Origin of the sequence: Pseudomonas sp. SBT1-2 (assembly GCF_028640875.1) — a bacterium.
GTDB classification, from domain to species: Bacteria; Pseudomonadota; Gammaproteobacteria; order Pseudomonadales; family Pseudomonadaceae; genus Aquipseudomonas; species Aquipseudomonas chlororaphis_I.
Map to the genome: position 1 here is coordinate 63,880 of NZ_JAQZAA010000009.1, position 26,039 is coordinate 89,918.

The window sequence follows — 26,039 nt, forward strand, 5'->3', positions numbered from 1 at the left end:
ATTGATTAACTCCTAAACGTTTGGGTCACGCTTTAACTGCGCCAATACACTGAACGGGTTGGACCGCGTTACCTCGTCCTCGCTCGGTTCGGGCTCATCGAGACCCGCCGGCTGCTGGCATTCTTCCGGATGATGAGCAGGCACGATGGGCAAGGCGAGCAAAAGCTCCTCCTCGATCAAAGCCTGCAGATCCAAAGGATCTTCGCCCAGTTCCAGCACGTCATAACCTTTCGGCAACGACTGGGTATTCGCACCCTCCTTCACCACAGCATAACTGCACTCGCTATGGATCGGCAGGGTGACCAGCTCAAGACAACGCTGGCAAACCATTTTGACTTCGACGTCGATGGAGCTGTGGATAACTACAGCTTTACGTTCGTCACGCTCGAAAACGAATTTAGCCTGCACCATACCGACATTGTCGGAAAGCGGGTCGCAGAGTCTCTCCAAATCAGCCAGCAGCAGTTCACCTTGGAGGGTGGTGCCACGGTCAGCCAATTTGCGCGGGTCAACGTGAGGTGGAATCGGGTCATTCAACATAGGCGCAGCATTATAGGGATGCCCCCGGCCATGTCAAAGGAAATTCAGCCCTGTCCGTCACTTGCAAGCCCCGCTAGAATTCGCGGCCAGCCTCAGGAGATGTGCATGCTGCCTTTATTACTTGCCTCAAGCTCGGCCTACCGCCGCGAACTGCTCACCCGCCTGCGCCTGCCATTCACCTGCTGCTCACCGGATATCGATGAAAGCCACCGTCCCGCGGAATCCGCCACCGAGCTGGTCAAGCGTCTCGCCGAAGAGAAAGCCCGAGCGCTGGCCGCCACCCACCCAGGACACCTGATCATTGGCTCGGACCAGGTCGCGGTGCTCGGCGAACGCATTATCGGCAAGCCCCACACTTTCGAAAAGGCGCGCGAACAGTTGCTCGCTGCCAGCGGCGCCAGCGTGACCTTTCTCACCGGCCTAGCCCTGCTCAACAGCAAGAGCGGCCATTGCCAGGTCGACTGCGTACCCTTCACCGTGCACATGCGCGACTTGAACCCCGCCGGCATCGAGCGCTACCTGCGCGCCGAACAGCCTTACGACTGCGCCGGCAGCTTCAAGGCCGAAGGCCTGGGCATCAGCTTGTTCCGCAGCACCGAGGGCAGCGACGCCAGCAGCCTGATCGGCCTGCCACTGATCCGCCTGGTAGACATGCTGCTCGCCGAAGGCGTGGAAATCCCCTGACCGACCACCCATAAAAAAGCCGGCCACAAGGCCGGCTTTTTTTGAAAGCAGCGCATTCAGCGCAGCGTTGGCCCCTGAAACCCCATCCACATGGCCAGATGCTCGGCAACACTGGCACCCAGCTTTCTCGAGAAGCGATCGAAAGGCGACTCCTGAACGGTGAAGTCCACCAACTCCTTCTCGCCGACCACATCCCGGGCAACCGAGCTGGCACTGCCCAGACCATCGATCAAGCCCAACTGCAGCGCCTGCTCGCCGGACCAGACCAGACCGGAGAACAGCTCCGGATGCTCCTTGTCCTTGAGACGCTCGCCACGCCCCTGCTTGACGCTGGCGATGAACTGGCGATGAGTGGTATCCAGCACGCCCTGCCAGAACTGGGTTTCCTCGGGCTTCTGCGGCTGGAACGGGTCCAGGAACGACTTGTGCTCACCCGAGGTGTAGGTACGACGCTCCACCCCCAGCTTCTCCATGGTGCCGACGAAACCATAACCGGCTGCCGTGACACCGATAGAACCTACCAGACTCGCCTTGTCCGCGTAGATCTGATCGGCAGCACTGGCAATGTAGTAGGCGCCGGAAGCCCCCAGATCGGAAATCACCGCATAGACCTTGATATCCGGATGCAGGCCGCGCAGACGACGGATTTCGTCATAGACATAACCCGACTGCACCGGACTGCCGCCAGGGCTGTTGATACGCAGCACAATGCCCTTGACCTTCGAATCCTCGAAAGCGGCACGCAAGCCGGTCACGATGTTGTCGGCGCTCGCCGATTCCTTGTCCGCGATCACACCCGTCACCTCGATCAATGCCGTGTAACCGGCCCCGCGGGTGGCGGTTTTTTCCATATCCATCAACGGCGTAAACAGCGCCAGGGCCACAAGCAGATAAACAAAGGTCAGGAGCTTGAAGAAAATCCCCCAGCGCCGCGAGCGCCGCTGCTCCTGCACACCGGCCAGCAGGGTCTTTTCCAGCAGCTTCCAGCTCTTGTCGTCAGCACTGTCGGCAGCCGATTTGCTCGGCGCTTTCCATTCGTCGCTCATGCTTCTTTACCCCAAAAGGCTCAATTGCCCCGCTGGCTGAGCCAGGCATGCAATTGAGGAAAACTATCGATAGACAGGCGCGGCCCATAAGCCTGCAAGGCTGCCAGCGATTGCGCGCCATAACTGACCGCAACCGATGCCATGCCCGCGTTACGCGCCATCAGCAGGTCGAAGGAGGAATCCCCAACCATCAACGCTTGCTCGGGGCGCACCTCGCAATGCGCCAGGATCTGCTCGAGCATCAGCGGATGAGGCTTGCTCGCGGTTTCGTCGGCAGCGCGAGTGATGTCGAAATAATCTTCCCAGCCATGGGCCTTCAACACCCGATCCAGGCCGCGACGCGCTTTACCGGTCGCTACCGCCAGATGATATCCCTCGCGCCGGAAAGCTTCGAGAGACTGCACTACCCCGGCAAACAACGGAGAAGGCTCGGCCTCCAGAGCAATGTAGTGATCGGCATAGTGCTGGCGGAAATCCACCAGCTCGGCATCGCTGATGTGTGGATACAGCGTGCGGATCGCCTCCGGCAACCCCAGGCCGATGATGCCCTTGACCGCAAAATCGTCGCACCGGGCAAACCCCGAGCGATCGGAAGCCACATGCATCGCCTCGACTATCCGACCAATGGAGTCGGCGAGGGTGCCGTCCCAGTCAAAGATCAGCAGCTTGTAATCAGGGTGCACTCAGGCGCTCCACGGTCTTGGCCCACATTTCATCCACCGGTGCCTGCAATTTCAGCTCGCCGCCATCGGGCAGCGGCACGGTCAGCATGTAGGCATGCAGAAACAGGCGCTTACCGCCCAGGTCACGAATTTCCTTGGTGAAATCGTCGTCGCCGTACTTGCTGTCGCCAGCAATGCAATGCCCGGCATGCAGGGTATGCACACGGATCTGGTGAGTACGGCCGGTTACCGGTTTGGCTTCGACCATGGTGGCGAAGTCACCGAAGCGGCGCAGCACCTTGAACACGGTCAAGGCCTCCTTGCCCTCCTCGTTCACTTCGACCATACGCTCGCCGGAACGCAGGTTGCTCTTGAGCAATGGCGCACGGACCTGCTTGATCGAGGTCGCCCAGTTCCCACGCACCAGCGCCATGTAGCGCTTGTCGACACCATCGCCGCGCAAGGCTTCATGCAGATGGCGCAGCATGCTGCGCTTCTTGGCGATCATCAGCAGACCGGAAGTATCGCGGTCGAGGCGGTGAACCAGTTCCAGTTCCTTGGCGTCCGGGCGCAACTGACGAAAGGCTTCGATCACCCCGAAATTCAGACCGCTGCCGCCATGCACGGCGATGCCAGCGGGCTTGTTGATCACGATCAGGGCCTTGTCTTCATAGACAATCGAAGCCTCCAGGCGCTGCAACAGCCCCTGCGCCACCGGCACAGGTTCGTCGCGCTCAGGCACGCGCACCGGCGGCACGCGCACGATATCGCCGGCCTGCAGCTTGTATTCGGGCTTGATCCGGCCCTTGTTCACTCGCACTTCGCCTTTGCGCAAAATGCGGTAAATCAAGGTCTTGGGCACGCCTTTGAGCCGAGCGAGGAGGAAATTGTCGATTCGTTGGCCGGCATATTCCGGCGAGACCTCAAGCAGTTGAACGCCTGGGGTCGAGGGGGCAGTAGTCGTCATGGCGCAAATGATAACAATTTTTTATGGAATTGAAGCACTTAATGATTACTGCTATAGTCGCGAACGCCGCCAAAAGCGGCCTGGACAGCGGACCAACGGCCAACAGCCGGCCCTGACCAACGCAATTCACCAGGATGCGAGGCCGTCCTACGGGGCTTTTGCTACGAACGGTGGAGTTTTGCAGTTGTAACAAGCGCAGGTGACATGAGGCCTGAAGCACGCAGAAAAGCAGAGTTCCCACTCGCCTTTCGAGCAAATATTCACGGCCAGTTCACAAAGTGCAGTCAGCTACGAACGAACCCGAGCGAGCGCTTCGGAAACACCGCCTAAATTAGCCATGATGCGTGAGCTCCCCTTTCGGAGCTCACGGTAAATGCCAACCCGCTGCGGATTCTGCGCGCGGCAGCACCCGAATTATCAGGGATACGTGTAGGGTGGAGATGCACAACCGTCGGACTGTGTAGCATTAGGCTTTATCAAGACGCTTCATCTCGTCCACAGTCGCCGGTTGATTCCTCCTCCTGATTGAGCTTTTGCTTAAGAGGTGCCTTTTGTCACCCCAGCAAGCAGGACGCGTGAGTCGCGAGTTCGCCCCAACTGGCCGGATTTCGCTAGACACTGGAGCGGCCAACCGCTCCTGACGCACCTGACACCGACCGTGAGAAGTCGTGTGTGCCGAACGCCGTTTCCGGCAGCCCGGAAACCGACGGTACTACATGAAAAGAATGCTGATTAACGCAACTCAACCCGAAGAGTTGCGTGTTGCACTGGTAGATGGCCAACGCCTCTACGACCTGGACATCGAATCCGGTGCACGCGAGCAGAAGAAGGCCAACATCTATAAAGGCCGCATCACTCGCATCGAACCAAGCCTCGAGGCTGCCTTTGTCGATTTCGGCTCTGAGCGCCACGGCTTCCTGCCCCTCAAAGAAATCTCCCGCGAATACTTCAAGAAAGCCCCCGAAGGCCGCGTCAATATCAAGGACGTCCTGAGCGAAGGCCAGGAAGTCATCGTCCAGGTCGAAAAAGAAGAACGTGGCAACAAGGGCGCCGCCCTGACCACCTTCATCAGCCTGGCCGGTCGTTACCTGGTGCTGATGCCGAACAACCCGCGTGCCGGTGGCATCTCCCGCCGCATCGAAGGCGAAGAGCGCAACGAACTGCGCGAAGCCCTGAACGGCCTGGTAGCCCCTGCCGACATGGGCCTGATCGTGCGCACTGCCGGCCTGGGCCGCAGCAGTGAAGAAATGCAGTGGGACCTCGACTACCTGCTGCAACTCTGGACCGCCATCAAAGAAGCCTCGCTGGACCGCGCAGCGCCGTTCCTGATCTACCAGGAAAGCAACGTGATCATCCGCGCCATCCGCGACTACCTGCGCCAGGACATCGGCGAAGTGCTGATCGACAGCGTTGAAGCCCAGGACGAAGCCCTGACCTTCATCCGCCAGGTGATGCCGCAGTACGCCAGCAAGATCAAGCTGTACGAAGACAGCGTCCCGCTGTTCAACCGTTTCCAGATTGAAAGCCAGATCGAAACCGCCTTCCAGCGCGTCGTCGAACTGCCTTCCGGTGGTTCCATCGTTATCGATCCGACCGAAGCCCTGGTGTCCATCGACATCAACTCGGCTCGCGCCACCAAAGGCAGCGACATCGAGGAAACCGCCCTGCAGACCAACCTGGAAGCAGCGGAAGAAATCGCTCGCCAGCTGCGCCTGCGTGACATCGGCGGCCTGATCGTCATCGACTTCATCGACATGACCCCAGCCAAGAACCAGCGCGCCGTGGAAGAGAAAGTCCGCGAATGCCTGGAAGCCGACCGCGCTCGCGTCCAGGTCGGTCGCATCTCGCGCTTCGGCCTGCTGGAAATGTCCCGTCAGCGCCTGCGCCCATCCCTCGGCGAAAGCAGCGGCATCGTCTGCCCACGCTGCAACGGCACCGGCATCATCCGCGACGTCGAATCGCTGTCGCTGGCGATCCTGCGCCTGATCGAAGAAGAAGCCCTGAAAGACCGCACCGCCGAAGTTCGCGCCCAAGTGCCGATTCCGGTCGCGGCCTTCCTGCTCAACGAAAAACGCAATTCGATCACCAAGATCGAACTGCGCACCCGTGCTCGTATCGTCATTCTGCCGAACGACCATCTCGAAACGCCGCACTTCGAAGTCCAGCGTCTGCGCGATGACAGCCCGGAAGCCAGCATCAACCAGTCCAGCTACGAAATCGCCGCTGCCGCTGCCGAGGCCGAAGAAGTCCAGCCAGCCGCCGCGACCCGCACCCTGGTTCGCCAGGAAGCCGCCGTCAAGACTGCTCCAGCCCGCGCCAACGCGCCGGTTCCAACCGAAGTTGCCGCCGCTCCTGTTGCCGCCCCGGCCGCCGTTGCCGAGCCAAGCCTGTTCAAGGGCCTGGTGAAGTCCCTGGTCAGCCTGTTCGCCACCAAGGAAGAGCCAGCCGCTCCGGTCGTGGTTGAAAAACCGGCCACCGAGCGTCCTGCGCGCAACGAAGAACGCCGCAACGGTCGTCAGCAGAGCCGCAACCGTAACGGTCGCCGCGACGAAGAACGCAAGCCACGCGAAGAACGCGCCCCTCGTGAAGAACGCGCACCGCGCGAAGCCCGCGAAGAGCGTCAGCCACGTGAAGTCCGCGAGGCTCGCGAGGAAGTCCAGGCCACCGCTCGCGAAGAGCGCGCGCCACGTCCGCCACGGGAAGAGCGTCAACCACGCCCACCACGCGAAGACCGCAAGCCACGTGGCGAGCGTGAAGAGCGTGTGCGTGAACTGCGCGAACCGCTGGACGCTGCTCCTGCCGCTACCGCTACCGCTGAAGAGCGTCCGGCTCGCCAGCCACGCGAAGAGCGTCAACCGCGTCCACCGCGTGAAGAGCGTCAACCACGCGCCGAACAGGCCGCTGCCGTCGCTGAAGAAGAGCTGCTGCCGAACGAAGAGCAACTGCAGGAAGACGGTCAGGAGAACGCCGAAGGCGATCGTCCGCGCCGCCGCTCCCGTGGCCAGCGTCGTCGCAGCAACCGTCGTGAGCGCCAGCGTGACGCCAACGGCAATGTGATCGAAGGTTCGGAAGAAAACAGCGAAGAGCCAAGCAGCGCCGATCTGGCCGCGGGCCTGGCGGTAACCGCCGCCGTTGCCAGCACCGTGATCAGCGCCCCGGCCGAAGCCCAGGCTCACGAGCAGGCCGAACGTGCCACCGCTGCCGTCCAGGAAGCCGCACCGACCGTCGAAGCACCAGTCGTCGAGGCCACCACTGCGGTAGAGATTCCAGCAGCACCTGCTGTTGAAGTAGCCCAGGCCCGTGAAGAACAGCGCGAAGAACAGACCGCGCAACCTGCTGTTGTTGCAGAACAACCCGCAGTGGTTGCCGAGCCAGTGGTCGAAGCGCCAGTCGCAGAAGCACCAGCGGCAGAGCCAGCTCAGGAAGCGCCTCGTGCCTTCGAGCGTGCCGCCGAAGCGATCGTTGCCGAAGCGCCTGCGCCAGTCGCAGAAGTCGTGGCTGCTGAGCCTGTAGTTGCCGAGCCTGTGGTTGCCGCACCGGCAGCACCGGTTGAAGCACCTGCCGCCGAAGTGGCTGCGCCGGTTGTCGAGGCCGCTCCGGTCAGCGCCCTGACCAGCACCGGTCGCGCACCGAACGACCCACGTGAAGTCCGTCGTCGCAAGCGCGAAGCCGAGCGCCTGCAGAAGGAAGCCGAACTGGCTGCCGCTGCCGCCGCTGAAGCTCCGGTAGAAGCCGTAGTGGCTGCCGAGCCTGCGCCGGTGGTTGCCGAGGTGGTCGAGGCTGCTCCTGCTGCCGAGCCAGCCATCGAGCAACCTGCCCCTGCTGCCGACGAAGCCCCGCGTTCCGTCGAAGAAGTGGTAGAGCACAAGCCCAAGGCCCAGGAAGAAGAGCACGAGCCTAAACCCCTCGTCTGATTCCTAGCCCGATAAAAAGCCCCGCCCGGTCACCCAGGCGGGGCTTTTTTATGCCTGCGATTCTTTGATCATCAGGCCCGCTGCGAGAGCGGGCACAGCGATCTCAACCGGTAAAAACCAACGCCTGCGGCACATCCACATCCCACAACACGCCGGCATCCGCCAGTTCCACTTCGACAATCTGCCCCGCGGCAAACAATGGCTTGGCTCCCCGATCCCCGGACAGGCCCTGCAACGCCTGCCCAAAAGCCGCGCCAAAAGCCACCGGATGACCATAGTCCCCCTCGAAAACCGGAACCCGGATCATCCGCTCGCCCAACCCCCGCGCCACACTTTCGATACTCGACGGCAGGATAAAGGGCATGTCCCCCAGCACCACCAGCCAGCCACTGGCATCGGCGCAGGCCCCAACGGCGGCCGCGAGGCTGTCGCCCATGCCCGGCGAATCCAGAAGCACCACCTGGCAGCCATAGGCTTCAGCCAGGGCAATCACTTCGCAGCGATCCGGCGTTGTCACCAACACCCTACGAGCCAACAACGCGGGCAAGTTCTTCAAGACCTGTTCGATTACCGGCCTGATTACCCTGTCCCGCCCCTGGCATGGAGCCAGCAACTTGTCCTGCCCGGCCCCTGCCGCCTGCCGATAACGGCTGCCCTGCCCCGCGGCCAGGACCACCGCGCACAGCGACTGACTCAAGCGCTCACCTGCGCAGTGACTTGAGACGGCTTTTTCTGCAGCAGGTCGATGCCGTTCTTGATGGCGACGATCTCCGACATCACCGACAAGGCAATCTCCGCCGGCGTATGGCTGCCGATATGCAGGCCGATAGGCCCGTGCAAGCGTTCGATGGCCTGCGGCTCCAGTCCCAGCTGGGCTAGGTTCTCCCGACGCTTCTGACTGTTGACCCGAGAACCCAGCGCCCCGACGTAAAACGCCCGAGAGTTGAGCGCGGTCAGCAGCGCCATGTCATCCAGCCTCGGGTCATGGGTCAGCGCGACAATGGCGGTACGCTCGTCGGTCTCGATGCTCAGCACCGCATCGTCCGGCATCCCCGCCACAAAACGCCCATGCTGCTCTTCCCAGCCGTAGACGAACTCCTTGCGCGGATCGCAGATCAGCACTTCGAAGTCCAGCAGCCGCGCCATTTCCGCCACATACCGCGACAACTGCCCGGCGCCGATCAGCAACAGCCGCCAGCGCGGGCCATAGATCGCCCGCAGGGTCGTGTCATCGAAGCTCAGCACGTCGGTCTTGCTGGCCGGCTTCAGCAGCACTTCGCCGCTGCTCAGGTTCAACTCCCGGGCAACAATCTCATGCGCCTCGCAACGCGCCAGCAGTTCGGCGACCCAGGCCGGATCGCCAACCCGCTCCTCGGTCAGGCGCAGGGTGCCGCCGCAAGGCAGGCCAAAACGCGCAGCCTCCTCGCGGGTCACGCCATAGGTCACCAGCTGGACCGGCGGCCCGTCCTGAGGCAGGCGGCCATCGTGCAAACGGGCGATCAGGTCGTCCTCGATACAACCACCCGAGACCGAGCCGATCACCATGCCGTCTTCGCGCAAGGCCAGCATGGCGCCCGGTGGCCGCGGCGCGCTGCCCCAGGTCTGGACCACGCTGTACAAGGTCACGCGCTGCCCCGCGCGGCGCCATTCCAGCACACTGCGCAGGACATTCAGATCAACGCTGTCCATCAGGCCTTGCTCGCTTGTTGCCAGCCTTGCAGCTGGTAACGCACTGGTAGGTTGCGGATGCGCTTGCCGGTGGCGGCAAAGATCGCATTGCACAGGGCTGGCGCGATCGGCGGCACGCCCGGCTCACCGACACCGCCCAACGGCACATCGCCCGGCGGCGTCACCAGGTGCACGGCAACCTCCTTCGGCGCCAGGGACATGCGCGCCACTTCATACATATGGAAGTTGTCCTGCTGGACCTTGCCGTCCTTGAAGCTGATCTCGCCCACCACCGCATTGCCCAGGCCCATCACACAGGCGCCCTCGAATTGCGAGCGGATACGCTCGGGGTTGATCTGCGGACCGCAGTCCACGGCGATATCGGCCTTGTGCACGATCAGGGTGCCATCATCCTTGACCTCGACCTCGATCACCGCCGCCACATAGGTGACGAAGCTGTAGTGCACCGCCAGCCCCAGGCCACGGCCCTTGGGCAGGCTGCGTCCCCAGCCCGCCGCCTTGGCCGCGGTCTCCAGCACGCCGCGCATGCGGGCGGTGTCGATCGGGTAACGCTCCGGCGACTCACCGTAGTTCCATTCTTCGCTCAAGGTCCGTGGATCGATCCGGCGATCCGGCCCCAGCAGCTTGAGCTGGTACTTCAACGGGTCCTGACCGGCCTTGTGGGCCAGTTCGTCGACAAAGCTCTGGATGGCGAAACCGTGGGGGATGTTCGACACCGAGCGATACCAGCCAACCCGGGTATGCGCGGCGGCCTCGGGGTTTTCCAGGCGCACGTTGGGAATCGCATAGGCCAGGTTGGTAAAGCCCATGCCCAGCTCGAAGGCGGCCTCATGGTTCATGCCCGGGGCGAACAGCGCAGTGATGCTCGGCGCCACGGTGCGGTGCAGCCAGCCGGACGGCATGCCGTCCTTGTTCAGGCTGGCCTTGAGGTATTCCGCCGACACGGTGTGGAAGTAAGAGCTGTGAATGTCGTCTTCGCGGGTCCATTGCACCCGCACCGCCTTGCCCGGCACTTCCTTGGCGAGGATCGCCGCCTCGAGGATGAAATCGGGCTTGGATTTCCGCCCGAAGCCACCGCCGAGCAGGGTGATGTTGACCGTCACCTTGTCGAAGGGAATACCCAGGCGCTCGGCGATACGTTCGCGGGTCACCTGTGGCGCCTGGCTCGGGGCCCAGGCTTCGCACTGGCCGTCCTTGAAGCGCGCCACGGCGACCATTGGCTCCATCGGCGCCTGCGCCAGGTGTGGCAGGTAGTAGGAGGCTTCCAGGCTGCTGTCGGCGCTGCTCATGGCTTCGTCGATATTGCCGGTGCTGCGTACTACCTTGCCCGGCTTGAGCGCCGCGGCTTCCAGCTCCTTGCGGTAGGCAATCGAGTCGTAGCCGGCGTTGACGCCATCGTCCCATTCGATCTTCAGCGCCTCGCGGCCCTTGATCGCCGCCCAGGTGTTGCTGGCGATCACCGCCACGCCTCCCAGCGGCTGGAACTCGGACGGCAGCGGACGGCTGTCGATCTGCAGCACCTTGATCACCCCCGGGACCTTCAGCGCCGCGCTGCCATCGAAGGATTTGACCTTGCCGCCATAGACCCGTGGGCGCGCAACCGTGGCGAAGAGCATGCCGTCGAAATGCACATCGGCGCCGTAGACCGCCTGGCCGTTGACGATGTCCGCACCGTCGATGGCGCGGGTGCCCTCCTTGCCGATGTAACGGAATTCGCTCGGCTGCTTCAAGCGCAGACTGTCACGGGCCGGCACCGCCAGGGCGCTCGCCGCGGCGGCCAGGGCGCCATAGCCCAGTTCACGGCCGCTCGGCTGGTGAACCACTTTATGCAACTGCGCCCGGCACTCGGCCAGTGGGACTTTCCACTGCTCGGCCGCTGCCTGCTCAAGCATGGTCCGGGCAGCCGCACCGCAGCGCCGCATCGGCTCGTACCAATGGCGCATGCTGCGCGAGCCGTCGGTGTCCTGGTTACCGAACAGCGCCTCGTCGCCCGGTGCCTGCTTGACCTTCACCAGCGCCCAGTCGGCCTCAAGCTCGTCGGCGACCACCATGCTCAGGCTGGTACGCACGCCCTGGCCCATCTCCGAACGGTTGCAGAGCACGGTCACGCCGCCATCGGCGGCGATGCTCACGTACACCTTGGGGTCATCGACCCAGCCATGGGGCATGCCGTCGGCACCGAACTTCTTCTCTTCGGCAAAGGCATCCTGCCACCCCCAACTGGCCGCCAGCACCAGTGCACCGGTGGCGCCGACGCCCTTGAGAAAACCGCGGCGGCTGAGGTTGCTCAAGGCAAAATCATTCGGCAGCTGGCTCATGCCTTGGCCTCCTTCAGGTGGGTGGACGCCTGGCGGATCGCGGTCTTGATCCGGTTGTAAGTGCCGCAACGGCAGATGTTGCCGACCATGGCGGCTTCGATCTGTTCGTCGCTGGGGTTGGGGTTGACCTTGAGCAAGGCGGTGGCCGACATGATCTGCCCGCCCTGGCAGTAGCCGCACTGGGCCACTGCGCTGTCCAGCCAGGCCTGCTGTACGACTTTGCCGACCGGGTCGCTGTGCAGGTTGTCGATGGTGCTGACGTTCTGCCCGACCACCGAACCGATCGGCGTGATGCAACTGCGCGCCGGGGAGCCGTCGATATGGATGGTGCACGCGCCGCACAGGCCCATGCCGCAACCGAACTTGGTACCGTTGTAGCCCGCCACGTCGCGGATGGCCCAGAGCAGCGGCATGTCCTCGGTGACATCCAGTTGGTGATCTTGACCGTTGAGTTTCAGAGTAATCATGGGCACGCCCGCATATTTTCCGTTTATGGGGTCGAGCAATCTGCCGTTGAGTACAACGACTTGCAGGAGCAGATCGACTCAGGCTAATGGGCTCTCTTATGAAGACGGGACGTCTTCACCGGGCCTTTGGAGGTACAAATAGTTGCATTGTTAGCAGGCTAAGTTAAGCCGCGATTAACAAAAAAGCCTTGCAGGGTGTGAACCCGTGCAAGGCTTTGCTAGTGCGCTCTGAGCTTAGCTCAACGGGCTCAATAGAGATTGGGCTCCATCTCCAGCTGAACATGGAAGCGCTCGGCGATATCCTGCTGGATCCTTCGCGCCAGGCTCAACAACTGCAAGCCCGTGGCACCGCCATAGTTGACCAGCACCAGCGACTGCAAGCGATGCACCCCGGCATCGCCATCGCGAAACCCTTTCCAGCCCGCCTGCTCGATCAACCAGCCAGCTGCCAGTTTCACCTGTCCATCCGCCTGTGGATAACCCACCAGCCCCGCATGCCGCTGCCTGATCTCGGCCGCCAGCGCCGCGGGCACCACCGGGTTCTTGAAGAAGCTGCCGGCATTGCCCAGCACGGTCGGGTCTGGCAGCTTTTCGCTGCGGATGCTGCAAATGGCGCGACTGACATCGCTGGCCGTCGGCTGCTCGATGCCCTGCTCGCTCAAACGCTGGCGCACCGGGCCGTACTCCAGATGCAGATGCTCGCTGCGGGCCAGGGCAAACCGCACCCGCAGAATCAGCCAGCGGCCGGCCTCTTGCTTGAACAGGCTGTCGCGGTAGGCGAACTGGCATTGTTCCAGGCTGAAATCGCGCAGCTCGCCGCTCTGCCGATCCAGCGCGGTCAGGCCGGCGAACACATCCTTGATCTCGACCCCATAGGCGCCGATGTTCTGCATCGGTGCCGCGCCCACGGTCCCCGGGATCAGGCTGAGGTTTTCCAGGCCGGACAAGCCCTGCTCAAGGGTCCATTGCACGAACGGATGCCAGGTCTCGCCGGCCTCGGCCTCGACCACCACTTGCTGGCCATCGTCGCTCAGCAGGCGAATGCCCCGGGTACTCATGCGCAAGACCAGCGCCGGAATATCAGCGGTCAGCAGCAGGTTGCTGCCGCCGCCGATCACCAGCAGCGGCAGTCGGTGCTGCGCCGAATAGGCCAGCGCCTCACGCACGTCGGCGTCACTGTGGGCCTCGGCGAACAGCTGCGCGCGCACATCGACACCGAAAGTATTGAAGGGCTTGAGGGAAACCTGGGACTGCAGATGCAAGCTCATAGGCGCCCCTTCAGCTCGATGACCAGCCGGTCGCTGGCGTACTCGATCAAGTCCAGCACTTGCTCGAAACCTTGCTCACCGTCGTAGTAAGGATCCGGCACCTCGTCCACCGCCGCTTCGTAGCGGCGCAGGAACAGGTCCAGCTCGGCCTTGCCCTGGGCCGGCTGCAGCGCCTTGAGATTGCGCAGGTTGCTTTCGTCCATGGCCAGGATCAGGTCGTAGCGGGCAAAGTCCGCACTGCTGACCTGCTGCGCGCGCTGGGCCGACAGGTCGTAACCGCGCAACAGCGCTGCGCGCTGGCTGCGCTTGTCCGGCGCCTTGCCGATGTGCCATTCGCCGGTCCCGGCGGACGCGACTTCGACCCGATCGGCCAGCCCCGCTTCGCGCAACTTGTGGCGCAATACGCCTTCCGCCGTCGGCGAACGGCAGATATTGCCCAGGCAGACAAACAGAACCCGCATCAGGCCTCCAGCAGGCGACGAACGCGCTCAAGGTCTTCGGCGGTATCGACGCCACCGGGCGGTGCTTGCAGGGCATCGGCGACATGGATGCGCACGCCGTGCCACAAGGCCCGCAACTGCTCCAGCGACTCGGTGTTTTCCAGCCAGCACGGGCCCCAGCTGACGAAGTCATGCAGGAAGCCGGCGCGGTAGGCATAGATGCCGATATGGCGGCGATAAGGCACGCCTTCCGGCAGCAGGTCGCGGTTTTTCGCAAAGGCGTCGCGCGCCCAGGGCAACGTGGCGCGGCTGAAGGTCAGGGCCAGGCCGTTGATGTCACTGACCACCTTGACCACGTTCGGGTTGAACAGGGTTTCGACGTCTTCGATCGGCTCGGCCAGGGTGGCCATGCTCGCTTCGGTGTGGGCGGCCAGGTTGGCGGCCACCTGATCGATCACCGCCGGCGGGATCAACGGCTCGTCGCCCTGGACATTGACCACGATGGCGTCTGCCGCCAGGCCCAGCTGGCTGGCGACTTCCGCCAGGCGATCGGTCCCGGAATTGTGGTCTTCGCGGGTCAGCACCGCTTCGGCACCGAAACCCTGGCAGGCCTCGACGATCCGTGCATCGTCGGTCGCCACCACCACGCGCTGGGCGGCGCTCTTGCAGGCCTGTTCCCAGACGTGCTGGATCATCGGCTTGCCGGCGATCAACTGCAGCGGTTTACCCGGCAGGCGGGTGGAGGCGAATCGGGCTGGAATGACAACGGTAAAGGCTGTGGTCATTTATCCAGGCGCTCGTCGGTGCTGAGGGTGCGGGCTTCGCTTTCCAACATGACCGGGATGCCATCGCGAATCGGATAGGCCAGGCCAGCGCCCTTGCTGATCAGCTCGGTCTTGTCGGCGCTGAGCTTCAGCGGTCCCTTGCAGATCGGGCAAGCGAGGATATCGAGCAATTTGGTGTCCATGAGAATTCCCTGGATAGAAGCGTTTAAGGCAAAAGACGAGCGGGCAACAGGCGCATCAGCTGTGTATCGAACCAGGCCACGAAGGCCGGGGATGGCACAGCATCCACCGCCAGATACCACCAGTCGGAAGCCGCGAAGGTGCGGCACTTCACCGCATCCTTTTCGGTCATGACCAGCGGCAGCGACGGGGTGAAACTCAGCGCCTGCGCGCTGTATTCGGCGTGGTCGGCAAAAGCATGCGGGACAGGCTGCCAGTGTAGCGTTTCAAGGGTAGTGAAGAAACGTTGCGGATTGCCGATACCGGCCACCGCATGTACCGCCTGCCCTGGCGCGAAGTGCTCAAGCCCGCGGCGTTCGCCGCTTTGCAGATTGACCAGGGCGGTGGGCGCCAGGCGAAAGGCAAACCCATCCTCACGATCGTCGCTGGCGCCGTTGTAGAGCACTGCGTCGACACTTTGCAGGCGCTCGACCGGCTCGCGCAGCGGCCCGGCCGGCAGGCAGCGCCGATTGCCCAGGCCGCGCGCGGCATCGATCAGCACCAGTTCGAGGTCGCGGGCCATGCGGTAATGCTGCATGCCGTCGTCGGAGAGAATCAGGTCCAGCGGCTCGGCGGCCAGCAAGGCCCGCACGGCGCGGCTGCGGTCGGGGTCGATCATCAGCGGCACGCCGGTGCGCTGGACGATCAGCAAGGGTTCGTCGCCAGCGATATCGGCGCTCTGCTCGGCGGCGACCCGCCATGGCAACTGCGGCGGCTTGGCGCCGTAACCACGGCTGACCACGCCAACCCGCAGCCCGCTGCGCTGGCAATGCTCGATCATCCACAGGATCAGCGGCGTCTTGCCGGTACCGCCCACGGTGATATTACCCACCACCACCAGCGGCACCGGCGGCTGGTAGACATTGCCCTCGCCGGCCAGGAAGCGTTCGCGCTTGCGCACCACCACCCGGCGATAGAGCCATTCCAGGGGCCGCAACAGGCTCAGCGCGGGATGGCCGTTGTACCAGGCAGCGAGCAAACGATCGGACATGGCCATCAGGGTGCTGGCGCCGCCTCGACGGTGGTCATGCGCAGATGGCTGAAACCGAGCTTGCCGGCGGCGTCCATCGCGGTAATGACGGCCTGGTGCTGGGTCTTGCCGTCGGCGCTGATGGACAGCGGCAGGTTGGTGTCACCCGCCGACTCCTTCTGCAAGGCTTCGATCAGGCTGGCCAGGTCGCTCTTGGGCAGCACCTGGTTGTTCACCGAAAACACCCCGTCGGCGCTGATGGCGATATCCAGCTGCTTGGTCTGTTGGTCTTCGGCCGGCGAGCCGCTGACGGCCTCCGGCAACTCGACGCGCAACTGGGTTTCCCGGGTAAAGGTGGTGGTCACGACGAAAAACAGCAGCAGGATAAACACCACGTCGATCAACGACGCAAGGTTGATATCAATGGTTTCCCGTGGCTTGCGGCGGAATTTCACGCTTTGCCCTCGGCCAGATCGACGTCGCGGTCGCCCTGCACCACTTCGACCAGCTTGATGGCTTCCTGCTCCATGCCAACCACCAGCTCATCGACCCGGCGTTGCAGGAAACGGTGGAAGAATACCGCCGGGATACCGACCATCAGGCCGGACGCGGTGGTAATCAGCGCCTTGGAGATACCACCGGCCAGCACCGCGGCGTTGCTGGTCATGCCCGAGCCCATGAACGAGCTGAAAATATCGATCATGCCCAGCACCGTCCCCAGCAAGCCCAGCAGCGGCGCCATGGCGGCGATGGTGCCGAGGGCATTGAGGTAGCGCTCCAGTTCGTGAATGACCCGGGCGGCGGCTTCCTCGATGCACTCTTTCATGACCTCGCGACCATGCTTGGAGTTGGCCAGGCCGGCGGCCAGGATCTCGCCCAGGGGTGAATGGGCGCGCAGTTCCTTGAGCTTGTCCTTGTTCAGCTGTTTGTCCTTGATCCAGCGCCACACCTGGCCCAACAGATGTGGCGGGGTAACGCGGCTGGCCCGCAGGGTCCACAGGCGCTCGGCAATGATGCCGACCGCGACAATGGAACTCAGAATGATCGGCAACATCATCCAGCCGCCGGATATGACCAATTCCCACACAGTGACAGTCCCCTCGAAAAAGTGCGCCACTCTAACATAGGGGCCGAATGCACCGAAGAACCTGATGTCGCATGCCTTCAGGCTTTAATAACTCTCGGTTATTTAAGGAGATAGTGGCCATTTGCGCCAAAAGCGTCGCTGCGCCCGCAGGCTCGTCGGTTCGGTGTAGGTGCCCAGCATCAACCGCAGCGCTCCTTGCTCCGCGCTGTCGTAAATGGCGGTCCCTTGCTGGCGATAACGTTCGACGACCTGCGGGTGCGGATGCCCGAAGCCATTGCCGTGCCCTCGGGAAATCAGCACTGCCGAAGGCGCCAGGGCCTTGAGCAAGGCCGGGGACGACGAGCTGCGGCTGCCATGGTGTGGCGCCTGCAACCAATGGGTCTCGACGGCCAGCGGAGTATCCAGCAACGCGCGCTCCGCCAGGGCGTCGATATCCCCCGTCAGCAGCAAACGCTCGCCCTTGGCCTCGACCTGCATCACGCAGGACTTCTGGTTGCCGTTCTGCGCATCCGCCCATTGCCACAGGGCAAAACGTACCCCGTCCCATTGCCATTGCTCGCCGCTGGCGCAAGGCTCTGCCGGCAAATAGGCCGGCAAGCCCTCGGGATCGCCGCTGACCAGCCTGGCCACCGGCAAGCCGCGCTGGACGGCATCGGCACCACCGGCATGATCAGCATCGGCGTGGCTGAGCAGCATCAGGTCGAGGCGCGCAATGCCCAGCTTGCGCAATGATGGCAGTACCACCCGCGCGCCCAGGTCGGAGTCGCCCAAACGCGGGCCGGCGTCGTACAGCATTGCGTGCTCGCGAGTCCGCACCAGTACCGCCAGCCCCTGCCCGACATCCAGTTGCCAGACTTCCGCCTCGCCGTATGGCAGAGTGTTTTTCGGCGGAAACACCATCAACAGCAGCATCGGCCATCCCAAGGGACGCAGCGGCACACCAGCGGGCAGCAACAGCAGAAAGGCCCCCAGCGCACTGATGCTCCAGGCCCAGAGCGGTATGGCCGGCGCTACCCATGCCGGCCATTGGGCAGCCAATAGCGTCAGACCGCGGAACAGCAAGTCCAACAAACCGCCGGCCAGCCAGAGCAGGCCTTCGCCCAGGTAGGGCACCGCCAGGAACAAGGTGCCGAGCAACGCCGGCGGCAGCACCAACAGGCTGATCCAGGGTTCCGCCAGCAGATTGGCCAGCGGCCCGCTGAGGCTGATGGGCAACCCCAGCGCCAGCAGCACCGGGCACAGGCCGATGGCGATCAACCATTGAATACGGGTCCAGGACTGCCACCAGCGCCAGCCCCCCAGACGCCCGCCAAAGATCAGGATCAGCACCGCCACCGCGGTAAAGGACAGCCAGAACCCTGGCTGCAGGCTGGCCAGGGGCTCGAACAACAGCACCGCATTCAACGCCAGCAGGAACGGCCACCAGGCCCCCAGGTGACGAAAGCGCAGGCGCCAGATCAGTACCAGAGCAACCATCACGCAGGCACGACGCACCGGCACATCGAAGCCCGCCAGCAATCCGTACCCCAGGGCCGAAGCGAACGCCAGCCCACAGGCCCAGGGCAGCCAGGGCCAACGTCCGGGCCACAGGCCGTAGCGGGCCAGCCCCGCCACCAGGGCATACATTACGGCAGCCAGCAAACTGATGTGCTGCCCGGAAATCACCATCAGGTGCACGGTCCCGGTGTCTTGCAGGACACGCCAATCCTCCCGGCTCAGCCCCGAGCCGTCACCCAGCACCAGGGCCGCCAGGCCACCGGCGCGCCCCTGGGCATCGACTTGCAGCAAGCGTTGGCGAATGCGCGCACGCCAGCTCTCCTGCGTGGCGGCCAGCAGTTGCCCATCCTTGACCGTGCCCGTGGCGCCAATGCGCTGAGCCAGCAGCCAGGCCTCGTGATCGAAGGCCTGCAGATTGACCAGCCCAGCGGGCCGCTTGAGTTTTACCGCCAGGCGCCAGCGTTCGCCGCTGTGCACCGGCGGCCCGCCATACCAGGCCAGGCGCAGGCGCTGGGGAATCCGTCCGCGCCGTGCCCGCCCGCCTTCCAGTTCGAAACGCAGCACGCCCTCGGCCTGCTGCGGCAGTCCCACTACCCGGCCCTCAAGCCAGCGGGTCTGTCCGTCGAGCGGTTCCGGCAAACGATCGTCCAGCGCCCATTGCGCACTCACGCAAGCCCACGCCAGGCCCAACAGGAAAAAAGCCAATGGATAGGTGCGAAACGGCAGCAGCATCAAGGCCACCACCGGCAGCACTGCCAGCCATCCGATCGCTGGCAGCGCCGGCAAAAAGCGCAGGCTCAAAAGCCCCGCCGCCAACGCCAGCATCCCTGTGCGCATAAGCCCGTCCTTGAGCAGTTTTTGAGTGTTCCCACTCTCTGGCTTAGCTCAGCGGACAGGGCGCCAGCTTTATCATTTGTCACAAAGTCTGAATGGGCGCCTTCTAGAATCCGGGCATACTTGCCGCTTGAACTGACCGAGAAGCCTTATGCCCCGGCGCCTATTCAAACGTTACATGCCAGATCCAACCAGCATCAGGGAACACAAGTCCTTACGCTTTCTTGGCACGTTGCTGCATGACCCCAACCTCTGGCACCTCAACCGGCACTCCGTGGCACGCGCCATGGCGGTCGGCCTGTTCGCGGCCTTCATGCCGATCCCGGCGCAAATGTTGCTGGCCGCGGTGCTGGCCATTTCCGTGCGCGGCAACATGCCGATTGCCGTGAGCCTGGTCTGGCTGACCAATCCGATCACCATGCCGCCGGTGTTTTTCTGCACCTATCAGGTCGGTGCCTGGTTGATGAACGTGCCCGCCCGGACCCTGCCCGACGAGCTGACCTGGGAATGGATCAGCGGCGAACTCTCGACTCTCTGGCAACCCTTCCTGCTGGGCTCGGTGGTGGCCGGCCTGGTGCTGGGCGCCCTCGCCTATTGCCTGACCATGCTGTATTGGCGCTGGTGGGTCGGCCGGCAATGGCGCCGCCGCAGGCAGAGCCGGCTGTAGAAACGCAAACGGCCTCCCGAGGGAGGCCGTTGTTGTATCTGCGCAGGCTTACTGGCGCATGCCGCGACCGCTGACCAGCAGGCGGGCACAACCGAAGTACAGGACCACGGTGGCGACCAGCATGAAGGTAATGGCCACGCTGATCTGGATGTCGGAAACCCCCAGGATGCCGAAACGGAACGCGTTGACCATGTGCAGCACCGGGTTGGCCAGCGACACCGTCTGCCAGAACGGTGGCAGCAGGGTGATGGAGTAGAACACGCCGCCCAGGTAGGTCAGCGGGGTCAGCACGAAGGTCGGGATGATCGAGATATCGTCGAAGTTGCGTGCAAATACCGCGTTGATAAAACCCAGCAGCGAAAAGATGGTCGCGGTCAGGACCACCACCAGCAAGGTAATGCCCAGGTGGTGCACTTGCAGATGGGTGAAGAACAGCGACAGCAGCGTCACGATCACGCCCACCGCCAGCCCCCGCAGCACACCGCCCAGGGTGTAGCCGATGAGGATGGTGTGCGGCGATACCGGCGACACCATCAATTCCTCGATGGAGCGCTGGAACTTGCTGCCGAAGAAACTCGAGACCACGTTGCCGTAGGAGTTGGTGATCACCGACATCATGATCAGGCCCGGCACGATGTACTCCATGTAGGTGAAACCGCCCATGTCGCCGATCTGCCGGCCGATCAGGTTGCCGAAGATCACAAAGTACAGAACCATGGTGATCGCCGGCGGCAGCAGGGTTTGCGGCCAGATCCGGGTAAAACGCCGGACTTCGCGATAGACGATGGTGTTCAGCGCGACAAGGTTGGGCCGTAGCTCGGAACTCATACCGCCACCTTCGACAGGTTTTTCTCCACCAGGGACACGAACAACTCCTCAAGGCGATTGGTTTTGTTACGCAGGCTCAGCACTTCGATGTTCTGCTGGGCCAACTGGCTGAACAGCGCGGTGATGCCCACGGCCTTGTCGACCTGGACTTCCAGGGTGTGACTGTCGACCAGCTTGCTCGGATAGCCGATCAGTTGCGGCGCCACCTTCATGTCGGTCTTCAGGTCGAGCAGGAAGGTTTCCACATGCAGCTGGCTGAGCAGCTGGCGCATGCTGGTGTTCTCGACGATGGTGCCGTGATCGATGATGCCGATGTTGCGGCACAGCTGCTCAGCCTCCTCCAGGTAATGGGTGGTGAGGATGATGGTGATGCCTTTCTGGTTCAGTTCGGTGAGGAAGGTCCACATCGAACGACGCAGCTCGATGTCCACGCCAGCGGTTGGTTCGTCGAGGATCAACAGGCGCGGCTCGTGCACCAGGGCGCGGGCGATCATCAGCCGGCGCTTCATGCCGCCGGACAGCGAGCGCGACGGCACATCACGCTTGTCCCACAGCCCCAGCTGGGTCAGGTACTGCTCGGCCCGCTCCTTGGCGACCTTGGTCGGGATGCCGTAGTAACCGGCCTGGGTCACGACGATGTCGAAGGTCTTCTCGAACTGGTTGAAGTTGAACTCCTGCGGCACCACGCCGATGCAACGCTTGAGCGCGGCGGGCTCGCGGTCCAGGTCATGGCCGAAGACACTCACCGTGCCGCTGGTCTTGTTTACCAGGGTCGAGAGGATGCCGATGGTGGTGGATTTGCCGGCACCGTTGGGGCCGAGCAAGGCGAAGAAGTCACCTTCGGCGACATCCAGATCGATACCACTCAGGGCCTGGAAACCGTTGCCGTAGGTTTTGGTTAGCTGCCGGATGGACAGAGCGGAACTCATATCGGATTTACGCACCAAGAAGGGAGAACATTATAGGTAAGGGCGGATCGCCTGCATTGCAACGGCGCCGGATACACCCAATGGTGCTTGCCGACGCCGCACAAGTACAGTCACCTGTGTTGATAGTCAGTATTAAGTCAACGCGGTCATCACCGCCTTGCGATAGGCCGGACGCTGCTGCAAGCGTGCGTACCAGGCTTGCAGATTAGACAATGGCGGGCGCTCGATGGGCATTTCGAACCAGGCATAAATGAAACTGCCCAGGGGGATATCGCCCATGCCGATTTCGTCGCCGGACAGGTAGGGATGTTCGACCAGGGCCTGGTCGACCACCGCCAGCAATTCGCCGCAGCTGTTCAGCGCGGCATTGATCTTGTCCCAGTCCTGCTGGTCCGCCGGCGTGCGCAGCACACCCCAGAACAGGTGGCGGAAGGGTTCGGCAAAGGTCGAGGTGGTCCAGTCCATCCACTTCTCGGCCGAGGCCCGCGCCCGCACATCGTCCGGGTACCAGGCCGTACCGGCGGCATGGCGCGCGACGAGATAACGCACGATGGTGTTGGATTCCCACAGCACGAAGCCGTCGTCCTCGATCAGCGGAATCCGCCCATTGGGGTTCATCGCCCGATACGCCGGGGTGTCCACCACACCGAAGGCACCACCGGCATCCACCGCCTCGTAGGTCAGGCCGAGTTCTTCGGCGCACCACAATGCTTTCCTGACATTCGACGAGTTTTTCCGACCCCAGATCTTCAGCATGACCGCTCCTCAGTGATGAATGCCGAGGCAGTCTACGCCGGATCAGACCTGACTCAAATCACTCTGCATGTCGCCCAGCAGCATCGGCATCTGCTCGCCGAACAGATGTGGATAACAGGTTTCCAGGTGTTTGAAGAAGAAGGTCTCGGGGACGTCGGCGAACTGTCCGTGGTCCAGCACGTACTCCATCATCTGCTCACCCTGGCGGTTGAAGGGATGGAATACGCTGTCATGACGGCCATCGAACTCCAGTGGCGCCACATCGTACATCTCGCAGAGTTTCCGGTTGAACGCCGGCGTGGCCTTGACCCAGCGCCCTTGCAGGTAAAGCTCGGTATAACCGTGCATGGCAAACACGTCGCTGCGCAGCAATTCCAGCAAACGCGGGGTCGACAGGTGATTGCGCACGTCCGCCAGGCCGATCCGCGCGGCAATCCCGCAATGCCGCGCACAACCGGCGAGCAGGGTGGCCTTGGGCACGCAGTAACTTTCGCCCGCGGCCAGGGCATGGCTGCCACGCAGGGTCTCGGGGTCGCGACTGAAGGTGTAGGGGTTGTAGCGCACGGCCTCGCGCACCGCGTAATAGAGGTTCACCGCCTGCTCCAGCGGATCGCTGCTGGGGCCACGATGAGTTTCCGCGAACTCCACCACCGCGGGATGGTCACTATCGATGAAGCGGCTGGGACTCAAGTACTCGTGCATGGGGATATCTCCGAGTGAAGTCTCGAGTCTAACGACGGCCTCATCCCAGCGATAACGACGTTTCGGCCAAACATCAGAGGCTGCCGCTTCGAGCCTGACAAGATCGACAAGCTGCTGACCCGATGCCTGACGCGCTGCGTCCGCTTCTTCTTACCGCTTCAAGCGCACTGCCCTGTCACCCCTTTTGTCGGATGCCGACTAAGCTCTTTGGGTGATTTTGCCCCTGGCTTCACGGAGGATTAAATATGCTGTTGTTGTGGATACTGGTTCTGCTGGTCGGTATTGCCTACCTGGCCCACCGCCGCATCGCCCCCCTGCCCGCCCTGGGCGTGGTGGCCGTCTACCTGCTGGCCATGGGCGCCTTCAGCCATGCACCGGGCTGGTTGCTGCTGATCTTCTGGGTATTGCTGGCCGCGGTGGCGGCGCCCTTGCTACTGCCCGACCTGCGCCGCAAGTACTTCAGCGCCCCGCTGTTCAGCTGGTTCCAGAAAGTCCTGCCGCCGATGTCGCAAACCGAACGCGACGCCATCGATGCCGGCACGGTCTGGTGGGACGGTGAACTGTTCAGCGGCCGTCCGGACTGGAACAAACTGCTGGCCTACCCGAAAGCGCAACTGAGCGAAGAGGAACAGGCCTTCATCGACGGCCCCACCGAAGAACTGTGCGCCATGGTCAGCGACTGGCAGATCGGCCAGTCCATGGACCTGCCGCCCGCGGCCTGGGAGCACATCAAGCAACACGGCTTCTTTGCCCTGATCATTCCCAAGGAGTTCGGCGGCAAGGGTTTCTCCGCCTATGCCCACTCGCAAGTGGCGATGAAACTGGCAACCCGCAGCGGCGACCTGGCGTCCACCGTGATGGTCCCCAACTCCCTCGGCCCGGCCGAATTGCTGCTGCATTACGGCACCGACGAACAGCGTAACCACTACCTGCCGCGGCTGGCCCGTGGCGACGATATCCCGTGCTTCGCCCTCACCGGCCCGCTGGCCGGCTCCGACGCTGGCGCCATGCCCGATACCGGGGTGATCTGCAAAGGCCAATGGCAAGGCGAGGAAACCATCGGCCTGCGCCTGAACTGGGAAAAGCGCTACATCACCCTGGGCCCGGTCGCCACCCTCCTCGGCCTCGCCTTCAAGGCCTACGACCCGGACCACCTGCTGGGCGAGGATGAAGACCTGGGGATCAGCCTGGCGCTGATTCCGACCGACACCCCCGGCGTGGAAATCGGCCGCCGCCACCTGCCGCTCGGCGCCGCCTTCATGAACGGCCCGAACTCCGGCAAGGACGTGTTCATCCCCCTGGACTTCCTTATCGGCGGCCAGGAAATGCTCGGCAAGGGCTGGATGATGCTGATGAACTGCCTGTCGGTCGGCCGCTCCATTTCCCTTCCGGCCGTCGGCACCGGCGCGGCCAAGTTCACCAGCCTGGTGACCGGCCAATATGCCCAGGTGCGTGAGCAGTTCAACGTCCCGCTCAACACCTTCGAAGGCATCCAGGAAGCCCTGGCCCGCATCGGTGGCAACGCCTGGCTGATGGACAGCGCGCGCATGCTCACGGCCAATGCCGTCGACCTGGGGGAAAAACCCTCGGTGCTGTCGGCGATTCTCAAGTACCACCTGACCGAACGCGGCCGCGAGTGCATCAGCCACGCCATGGACGTGCACGGCGGCAAGGCCATCATCATGGGCCCGAACAACTACCTGGGCCGCAGCTGGCAAGGCGCGCCGATCTTCATCACCGTGGAGGGCGCGAACATCCTCTCGCGCAACCTGATGATCTTCGGCCAGGGCGCCATTCGCTGCCATCCGTTCGTGCTCAAGGAAATGGCCCTGGCCGGGCGCGAAGACCACGATCAGGCGCTGGTGGAATTCGACGGCCTGCTGCTCAAGCACATCGGCTTTGCCGTGAGCAACGCGGCCAGCACCCTGGTGCTGAACCTGGGCCTGGGGCACTTGGAACAAGCGCCGGGGGACAAGCTCAGCCAGGGTTATTTCCGAGCCCTCAATCGCCAGGCCGCGGCCTTCGCCATGCTGGCCGACCTGAGCATGATGCTGCTGGGTGGCGAACTGAAACGTCGCGAACGCCTGTCGGCACGCCTCGGCGACGTGCTCAGCCATATGTACCTGGCCTCCGCCGCCCTCAAGCGCTACCACGACCTGGATTCGCCGGAGCATCTGCAGCCACTGTTCACCTGGGCCATGGAAGAAAGCCTCGGCCAGTCGGAACGGGCGCTGGACGAACTGCTCGAGAACTTCCCGAACCGGGTGCTGGGTTGCCTGCTACGGGTGGTGGTCTTCCCCTTCGGCCGCCGCCACAAAGGCCCGTCCGATGAACTGGATGCCGAGGTCGCCGCGATCATCGGCCGGGCCAAGGGCGACCCGACCCTGGAAGAACTGCTGGCTGGCTGCTACCGCCCACAATCGGCAGAGGACCCGGTCGGCGCCCTGCAACAGGCCTTCGACTTGTTGAGCGCCAGCCATCCTCTGCAGAAAAAACTGCACGAGGCGCTGAAAAGCGGCCAGCTCAAACCGGTCGCCGGCGAACATGCCATCGACGCCGCGCTGGAAGCCGGCGTATTGCAACCGGTGGAAGCCCAGACCCTGCGCGAGGCTGAAGCCGCCCGCCGCAAAGTCATCGACGTCGATGACTTCGCCAAGGAAGAGCTGACCCTGAGCGAAGGGAAAACCCGCTAAGGCGCAAGACCGTCAGGCGGATTATGAAACCGGGCGCGGGAGCTATATACTCCCGCGCCCGTTTTGCTGTTGAGGAC

24 protein-coding genes are annotated in these 26,039 nt (G+C 63.2%); 4 read left to right on the top strand and 20 right to left on the bottom strand.

The genetic code is table 11. From position 1 onward, the window contains the following. Window positions 1-12: 12 nt before the first annotated feature. Window positions 13-540, bottom strand: coding sequence for a YceD family protein (locus tag PVZ78_RS00580; protein ID WP_273828077.1), 528 nt, complete (start codon window positions 538-540; stop codon window positions 13-15). A gap of 105 nt (window positions 541-645) precedes the next feature. Between PVZ78_RS00580 and PVZ78_RS00585 the strand changes: the two genes are divergently transcribed. Further along, complete coding sequence (locus PVZ78_RS00585; RefSeq protein ID WP_273828078.1) at window positions 646-1,224, top strand: Maf family protein; 579 nt, start codon at window positions 646-648, stop codon at window positions 1,222-1,224. Window positions 1,225-1,280: 56 nt separating this feature from the next. Here PVZ78_RS00585 and sppA read toward each other — a convergent pair whose 3' ends face one another. From sppA to rluC, 3 genes are read right to left on the bottom strand one after another with little or no spacing between them, the layout of a single operon-like run. Continuing rightward, window positions 1,281-2,270: a signal peptide peptidase SppA gene (gene sppA, locus PVZ78_RS00590; protein ID WP_009047830.1), complete on the bottom strand. Its 990-nt coding sequence runs from the start codon at window positions 2,268-2,270 to the stop codon at window positions 1,281-1,283. 20 nt (window positions 2,271-2,290) lie between these two features. Further along, on the bottom strand, window positions 2,291-2,953 hold the full coding sequence (locus PVZ78_RS00595) for an HAD-IA family hydrolase (protein WP_273828079.1): 663 nt from the start codon (window positions 2,951-2,953) through the stop codon (window positions 2,291-2,293). Continuing rightward, window positions 2,943-3,899, bottom strand: a complete 957-nt coding sequence (gene rluC, locus PVZ78_RS00600; RefSeq protein WP_007928042.1) for a 23S rRNA pseudouridine(955/2504/2580) synthase RluC — start codon at window positions 3,897-3,899, stop codon at window positions 2,943-2,945. The genes PVZ78_RS00595 and rluC overlap by 11 nt, the downstream gene beginning before the upstream one ends. A gap of 716 nt (window positions 3,900-4,615) precedes the next feature. Between rluC and rne the strand changes: the two genes are divergently transcribed. After that, window positions 4,616-7,813 carry a ribonuclease E gene (gene rne, locus PVZ78_RS00605; RefSeq protein WP_198919952.1) on the top strand — a complete coding sequence of 1,066 codons (3,198 nt, stop codon included), beginning with the start codon at window positions 4,616-4,618 and terminating at the stop codon, window positions 7,811-7,813. Window positions 7,814-7,916: 103 nt separating this feature from the next. Here the strand turns inward: rne and PVZ78_RS00610 are convergent, their stop codons facing one another. The 12 genes from PVZ78_RS00610 to PVZ78_RS00665 all read right to left on the bottom strand — a co-directional run bounded on the left by PVZ78_RS00610 (window position 7,917) and on the right by PVZ78_RS00665 (window position 19,390). Beyond that, complete coding sequence (locus PVZ78_RS00610) at window positions 7,917-8,510, bottom strand: nucleotidyltransferase family protein (protein ID WP_273828080.1); 594 nt, start codon at window positions 8,508-8,510, stop codon at window positions 7,917-7,919. Further along, window positions 8,507-9,502, bottom strand: coding sequence for an XdhC family protein (locus PVZ78_RS00615; RefSeq protein ID WP_016702175.1), 996 nt, complete (start codon window positions 9,500-9,502; stop codon window positions 8,507-8,509). The genes PVZ78_RS00610 and PVZ78_RS00615 overlap by 4 nt, the downstream gene beginning before the upstream one ends. Next, complete coding sequence (locus PVZ78_RS00620) at window positions 9,502-11,820, bottom strand: xanthine dehydrogenase family protein molybdopterin-binding subunit (protein WP_273828081.1); 2,319 nt, start codon at window positions 11,818-11,820, stop codon at window positions 9,502-9,504. The genes PVZ78_RS00615 and PVZ78_RS00620 overlap by 1 nt, the downstream gene beginning before the upstream one ends. Further along, the gene (locus PVZ78_RS00625; RefSeq protein ID WP_016702177.1) at window positions 11,817-12,287 is read right to left on the bottom strand and encodes a (2Fe-2S)-binding protein; all 471 of its coding nucleotides are present in this window, start codon (window positions 12,285-12,287) and stop codon (window positions 11,817-11,819) included. The genes PVZ78_RS00620 and PVZ78_RS00625 overlap by 4 nt, the downstream gene beginning before the upstream one ends. 248 nt (window positions 12,288-12,535) lie before the next feature. Next, window positions 12,536-13,555, bottom strand: coding sequence for a UDP-N-acetylmuramate dehydrogenase (gene murB / locus PVZ78_RS00630; RefSeq protein ID WP_103331299.1), 1,020 nt, complete (start codon window positions 13,553-13,555; stop codon window positions 12,536-12,538). After that, complete coding sequence (locus tag PVZ78_RS00635; protein WP_007931667.1) at window positions 13,552-14,016, bottom strand: low molecular weight protein-tyrosine-phosphatase; 465 nt, start codon at window positions 14,014-14,016, stop codon at window positions 13,552-13,554. The genes murB and PVZ78_RS00635 overlap by 4 nt, the downstream gene beginning before the upstream one ends. Further along, the gene (kdsB, locus tag PVZ78_RS00640; RefSeq protein ID WP_016702178.1) at window positions 14,016-14,780 is read right to left on the bottom strand and encodes a 3-deoxy-manno-octulosonate cytidylyltransferase; all 765 of its coding nucleotides are present in this window, start codon (window positions 14,778-14,780) and stop codon (window positions 14,016-14,018) included. Before kdsB ends, PVZ78_RS00635 begins: the two co-directional genes overlap by 1 nt. Further along, on the bottom strand, window positions 14,777-14,962 hold the full coding sequence (locus PVZ78_RS00645) for a Trm112 family protein (RefSeq protein ID WP_007931663.1): 186 nt from the start codon (window positions 14,960-14,962) through the stop codon (window positions 14,777-14,779). Before PVZ78_RS00645 ends, kdsB begins: the two co-directional genes overlap by 4 nt. A gap of 23 nt (window positions 14,963-14,985) precedes the next feature. Further along, window positions 14,986-15,996: a tetraacyldisaccharide 4'-kinase gene (gene lpxK, locus PVZ78_RS00650; protein WP_124339769.1), complete on the bottom strand. Its 1,011-nt coding sequence runs from the start codon at window positions 15,994-15,996 to the stop codon at window positions 14,986-14,988. After that, complete coding sequence (locus PVZ78_RS00655; RefSeq protein ID WP_009047818.1) at window positions 15,996-16,424, bottom strand: ExbD/TolR family protein; 429 nt, start codon at window positions 16,422-16,424, stop codon at window positions 15,996-15,998. Before PVZ78_RS00655 ends, lpxK begins: the two co-directional genes overlap by 1 nt. Next, entirely contained in the window at window positions 16,421-17,056 is a 636-nt protein-coding gene (locus tag PVZ78_RS00660) for a MotA/TolQ/ExbB proton channel family protein (protein WP_009047817.1), read from the bottom strand. The genes PVZ78_RS00655 and PVZ78_RS00660 overlap by 4 nt, the downstream gene beginning before the upstream one ends. A 102-nt stretch (window positions 17,057-17,158) precedes the next feature. After that, a complete protein-coding gene (locus tag PVZ78_RS00665) occupies window positions 17,159-19,390 on the bottom strand; it encodes a DNA internalization-related competence protein ComEC/Rec2 (protein WP_273828082.1) in 2,232 nt (743 codons plus the stop codon). 148 nt (window positions 19,391-19,538) lie between these two features. Between PVZ78_RS00665 and PVZ78_RS00670 the strand changes: the two genes are divergently transcribed. Next, window positions 19,539-20,054: a DUF2062 domain-containing protein gene (locus PVZ78_RS00670; protein WP_009047815.1), complete on the top strand. Its 516-nt coding sequence runs from the start codon at window positions 19,539-19,541 to the stop codon at window positions 20,052-20,054. A 48-nt stretch (window positions 20,055-20,102) separates the two neighbouring features. On the opposite strand, the gene PVZ78_RS00675 is transcribed toward PVZ78_RS00670, so the two are convergent. The 4 genes from PVZ78_RS00675 to PVZ78_RS00690 form a co-directional block, all read right to left on the bottom strand. Continuing rightward, entirely contained in the window at window positions 20,103-20,882 is a 780-nt protein-coding gene (locus PVZ78_RS00675; RefSeq protein WP_007931651.1) for an ABC transporter permease, read from the bottom strand. Beyond that, the gene (locus PVZ78_RS00680) at window positions 20,879-21,811 is read right to left on the bottom strand and encodes an ABC transporter ATP-binding protein (RefSeq protein WP_009047814.1); all 933 of its coding nucleotides are present in this window, start codon (window positions 21,809-21,811) and stop codon (window positions 20,879-20,881) included. The genes PVZ78_RS00675 and PVZ78_RS00680 overlap by 4 nt, the downstream gene beginning before the upstream one ends. A gap of 132 nt (window positions 21,812-21,943) precedes the next feature. Next, window positions 21,944-22,567: a glutathione S-transferase family protein gene (locus PVZ78_RS00685; protein ID WP_273828083.1), complete on the bottom strand. Its 624-nt coding sequence runs from the start codon at window positions 22,565-22,567 to the stop codon at window positions 21,944-21,946. A gap of 42 nt (window positions 22,568-22,609) precedes the next feature. Next, window positions 22,610-23,269, bottom strand: coding sequence for a transglutaminase-like domain-containing protein (locus tag PVZ78_RS00690; protein ID WP_009047812.1), 660 nt, complete (start codon window positions 23,267-23,269; stop codon window positions 22,610-22,612). A gap of 245 nt (window positions 23,270-23,514) precedes the next feature. Between PVZ78_RS00690 and PVZ78_RS00695 the strand changes: the two genes are divergently transcribed. Further along, a complete protein-coding gene (locus PVZ78_RS00695; RefSeq protein WP_273828084.1) occupies window positions 23,515-25,962 on the top strand; it encodes an acyl-CoA dehydrogenase in 2,448 nt (815 codons plus the stop codon). The last annotated feature ends 77 nt before the right edge of the window (window positions 25,963-26,039 follow it).

Bases quoted from the DNA above. Each gene is read 5' to 3' on its own strand.
- PVZ78_RS00615 (WP_016702175.1), bottom strand. From the start codon at position 9,502: ATGGACAGCGTTGATCTGAATGTCCTGCGCAGTGTGCTGGAATGGCGC.
- kdsB (WP_016702178.1), bottom strand. From the start codon at position 14,780: ATGACCACAGCCTTTACCGTTGTCATTCCAGCCCGATTCGCCTCCACC.
- PVZ78_RS00645 (WP_007931663.1), bottom strand. From the start codon at position 14,962: ATGGACACCAAATTGCTCGATATCCTCGCTTGCCCGATCTGCAAGGGA.
- PVZ78_RS00685 (WP_273828083.1), bottom strand. From the start codon at position 22,567: ATGCTGAAGATCTGGGGTCGGAAAAACTCGTCGAATGTCAGGAAAGCA.
- PVZ78_RS00680 (WP_009047814.1), bottom strand. From the start codon at position 21,811: ATGAGTTCCGCTCTGTCCATCCGGCAGCTAACCAAAACCTACGGCAAC.
- PVZ78_RS00675 (WP_007931651.1), bottom strand. From the start codon at position 20,882: ATGAGTTCCGAGCTACGGCCCAACCTTGTCGCGCTGAACACCATCGTC.
- PVZ78_RS00695 (WP_273828084.1), top strand. From the start codon at position 23,515: ATGCTGTTGTTGTGGATACTGGTTCTGCTGGTCGGTATTGCCTACCTG.
- PVZ78_RS00585 (WP_273828078.1), top strand. From the start codon at position 646: ATGCTGCCTTTATTACTTGCCTCAAGCTCGGCCTACCGCCGCGAACTG.
- lpxK (WP_124339769.1), bottom strand. From the start codon at position 15,996: ATGGCCATGTCCGATCGTTTGCTCGCTGCCTGGTACAACGGCCATCCC.
- rluC (WP_007928042.1), bottom strand. From the start codon at position 3,899: ATGACGACTACTGCCCCCTCGACCCCAGGCGTTCAACTGCTTGAGGTC.
- PVZ78_RS00580 (WP_273828077.1), bottom strand. From the start codon at position 540: ATGTTGAATGACCCGATTCCACCTCACGTTGACCCGCGCAAATTGGCT.
- murB (WP_103331299.1), bottom strand. From the start codon at position 13,555: ATGAGCTTGCATCTGCAGTCCCAGGTTTCCCTCAAGCCCTTCAATACT.
- PVZ78_RS00625 (WP_016702177.1), bottom strand. From the start codon at position 12,287: ATGATTACTCTGAAACTCAACGGTCAAGATCACCAACTGGATGTCACC.
- PVZ78_RS00635 (WP_007931667.1), bottom strand. From the start codon at position 14,016: ATGCGGGTTCTGTTTGTCTGCCTGGGCAATATCTGCCGTTCGCCGACG.
- sppA (WP_009047830.1), bottom strand. From the start codon at position 2,270: ATGAGCGACGAATGGAAAGCGCCGAGCAAATCGGCTGCCGACAGTGCT.
- rne (WP_198919952.1), top strand. From the start codon at position 4,616: ATGAAAAGAATGCTGATTAACGCAACTCAACCCGAAGAGTTGCGTGTT.
- PVZ78_RS00690 (WP_009047812.1), bottom strand. From the start codon at position 23,269: ATGCACGAGTACTTGAGTCCCAGCCGCTTCATCGATAGTGACCATCCC.
- PVZ78_RS00620 (WP_273828081.1), bottom strand. From the start codon at position 11,820: ATGAGCCAGCTGCCGAATGATTTTGCCTTGAGCAACCTCAGCCGCCGC.
- PVZ78_RS00665 (WP_273828082.1), bottom strand. From the start codon at position 19,390: ATGCGCACAGGGATGCTGGCGTTGGCGGCGGGGCTTTTGAGCCTGCGC.
- PVZ78_RS00670 (WP_009047815.1), top strand. From the start codon at position 19,539: ATGCCCCGGCGCCTATTCAAACGTTACATGCCAGATCCAACCAGCATC.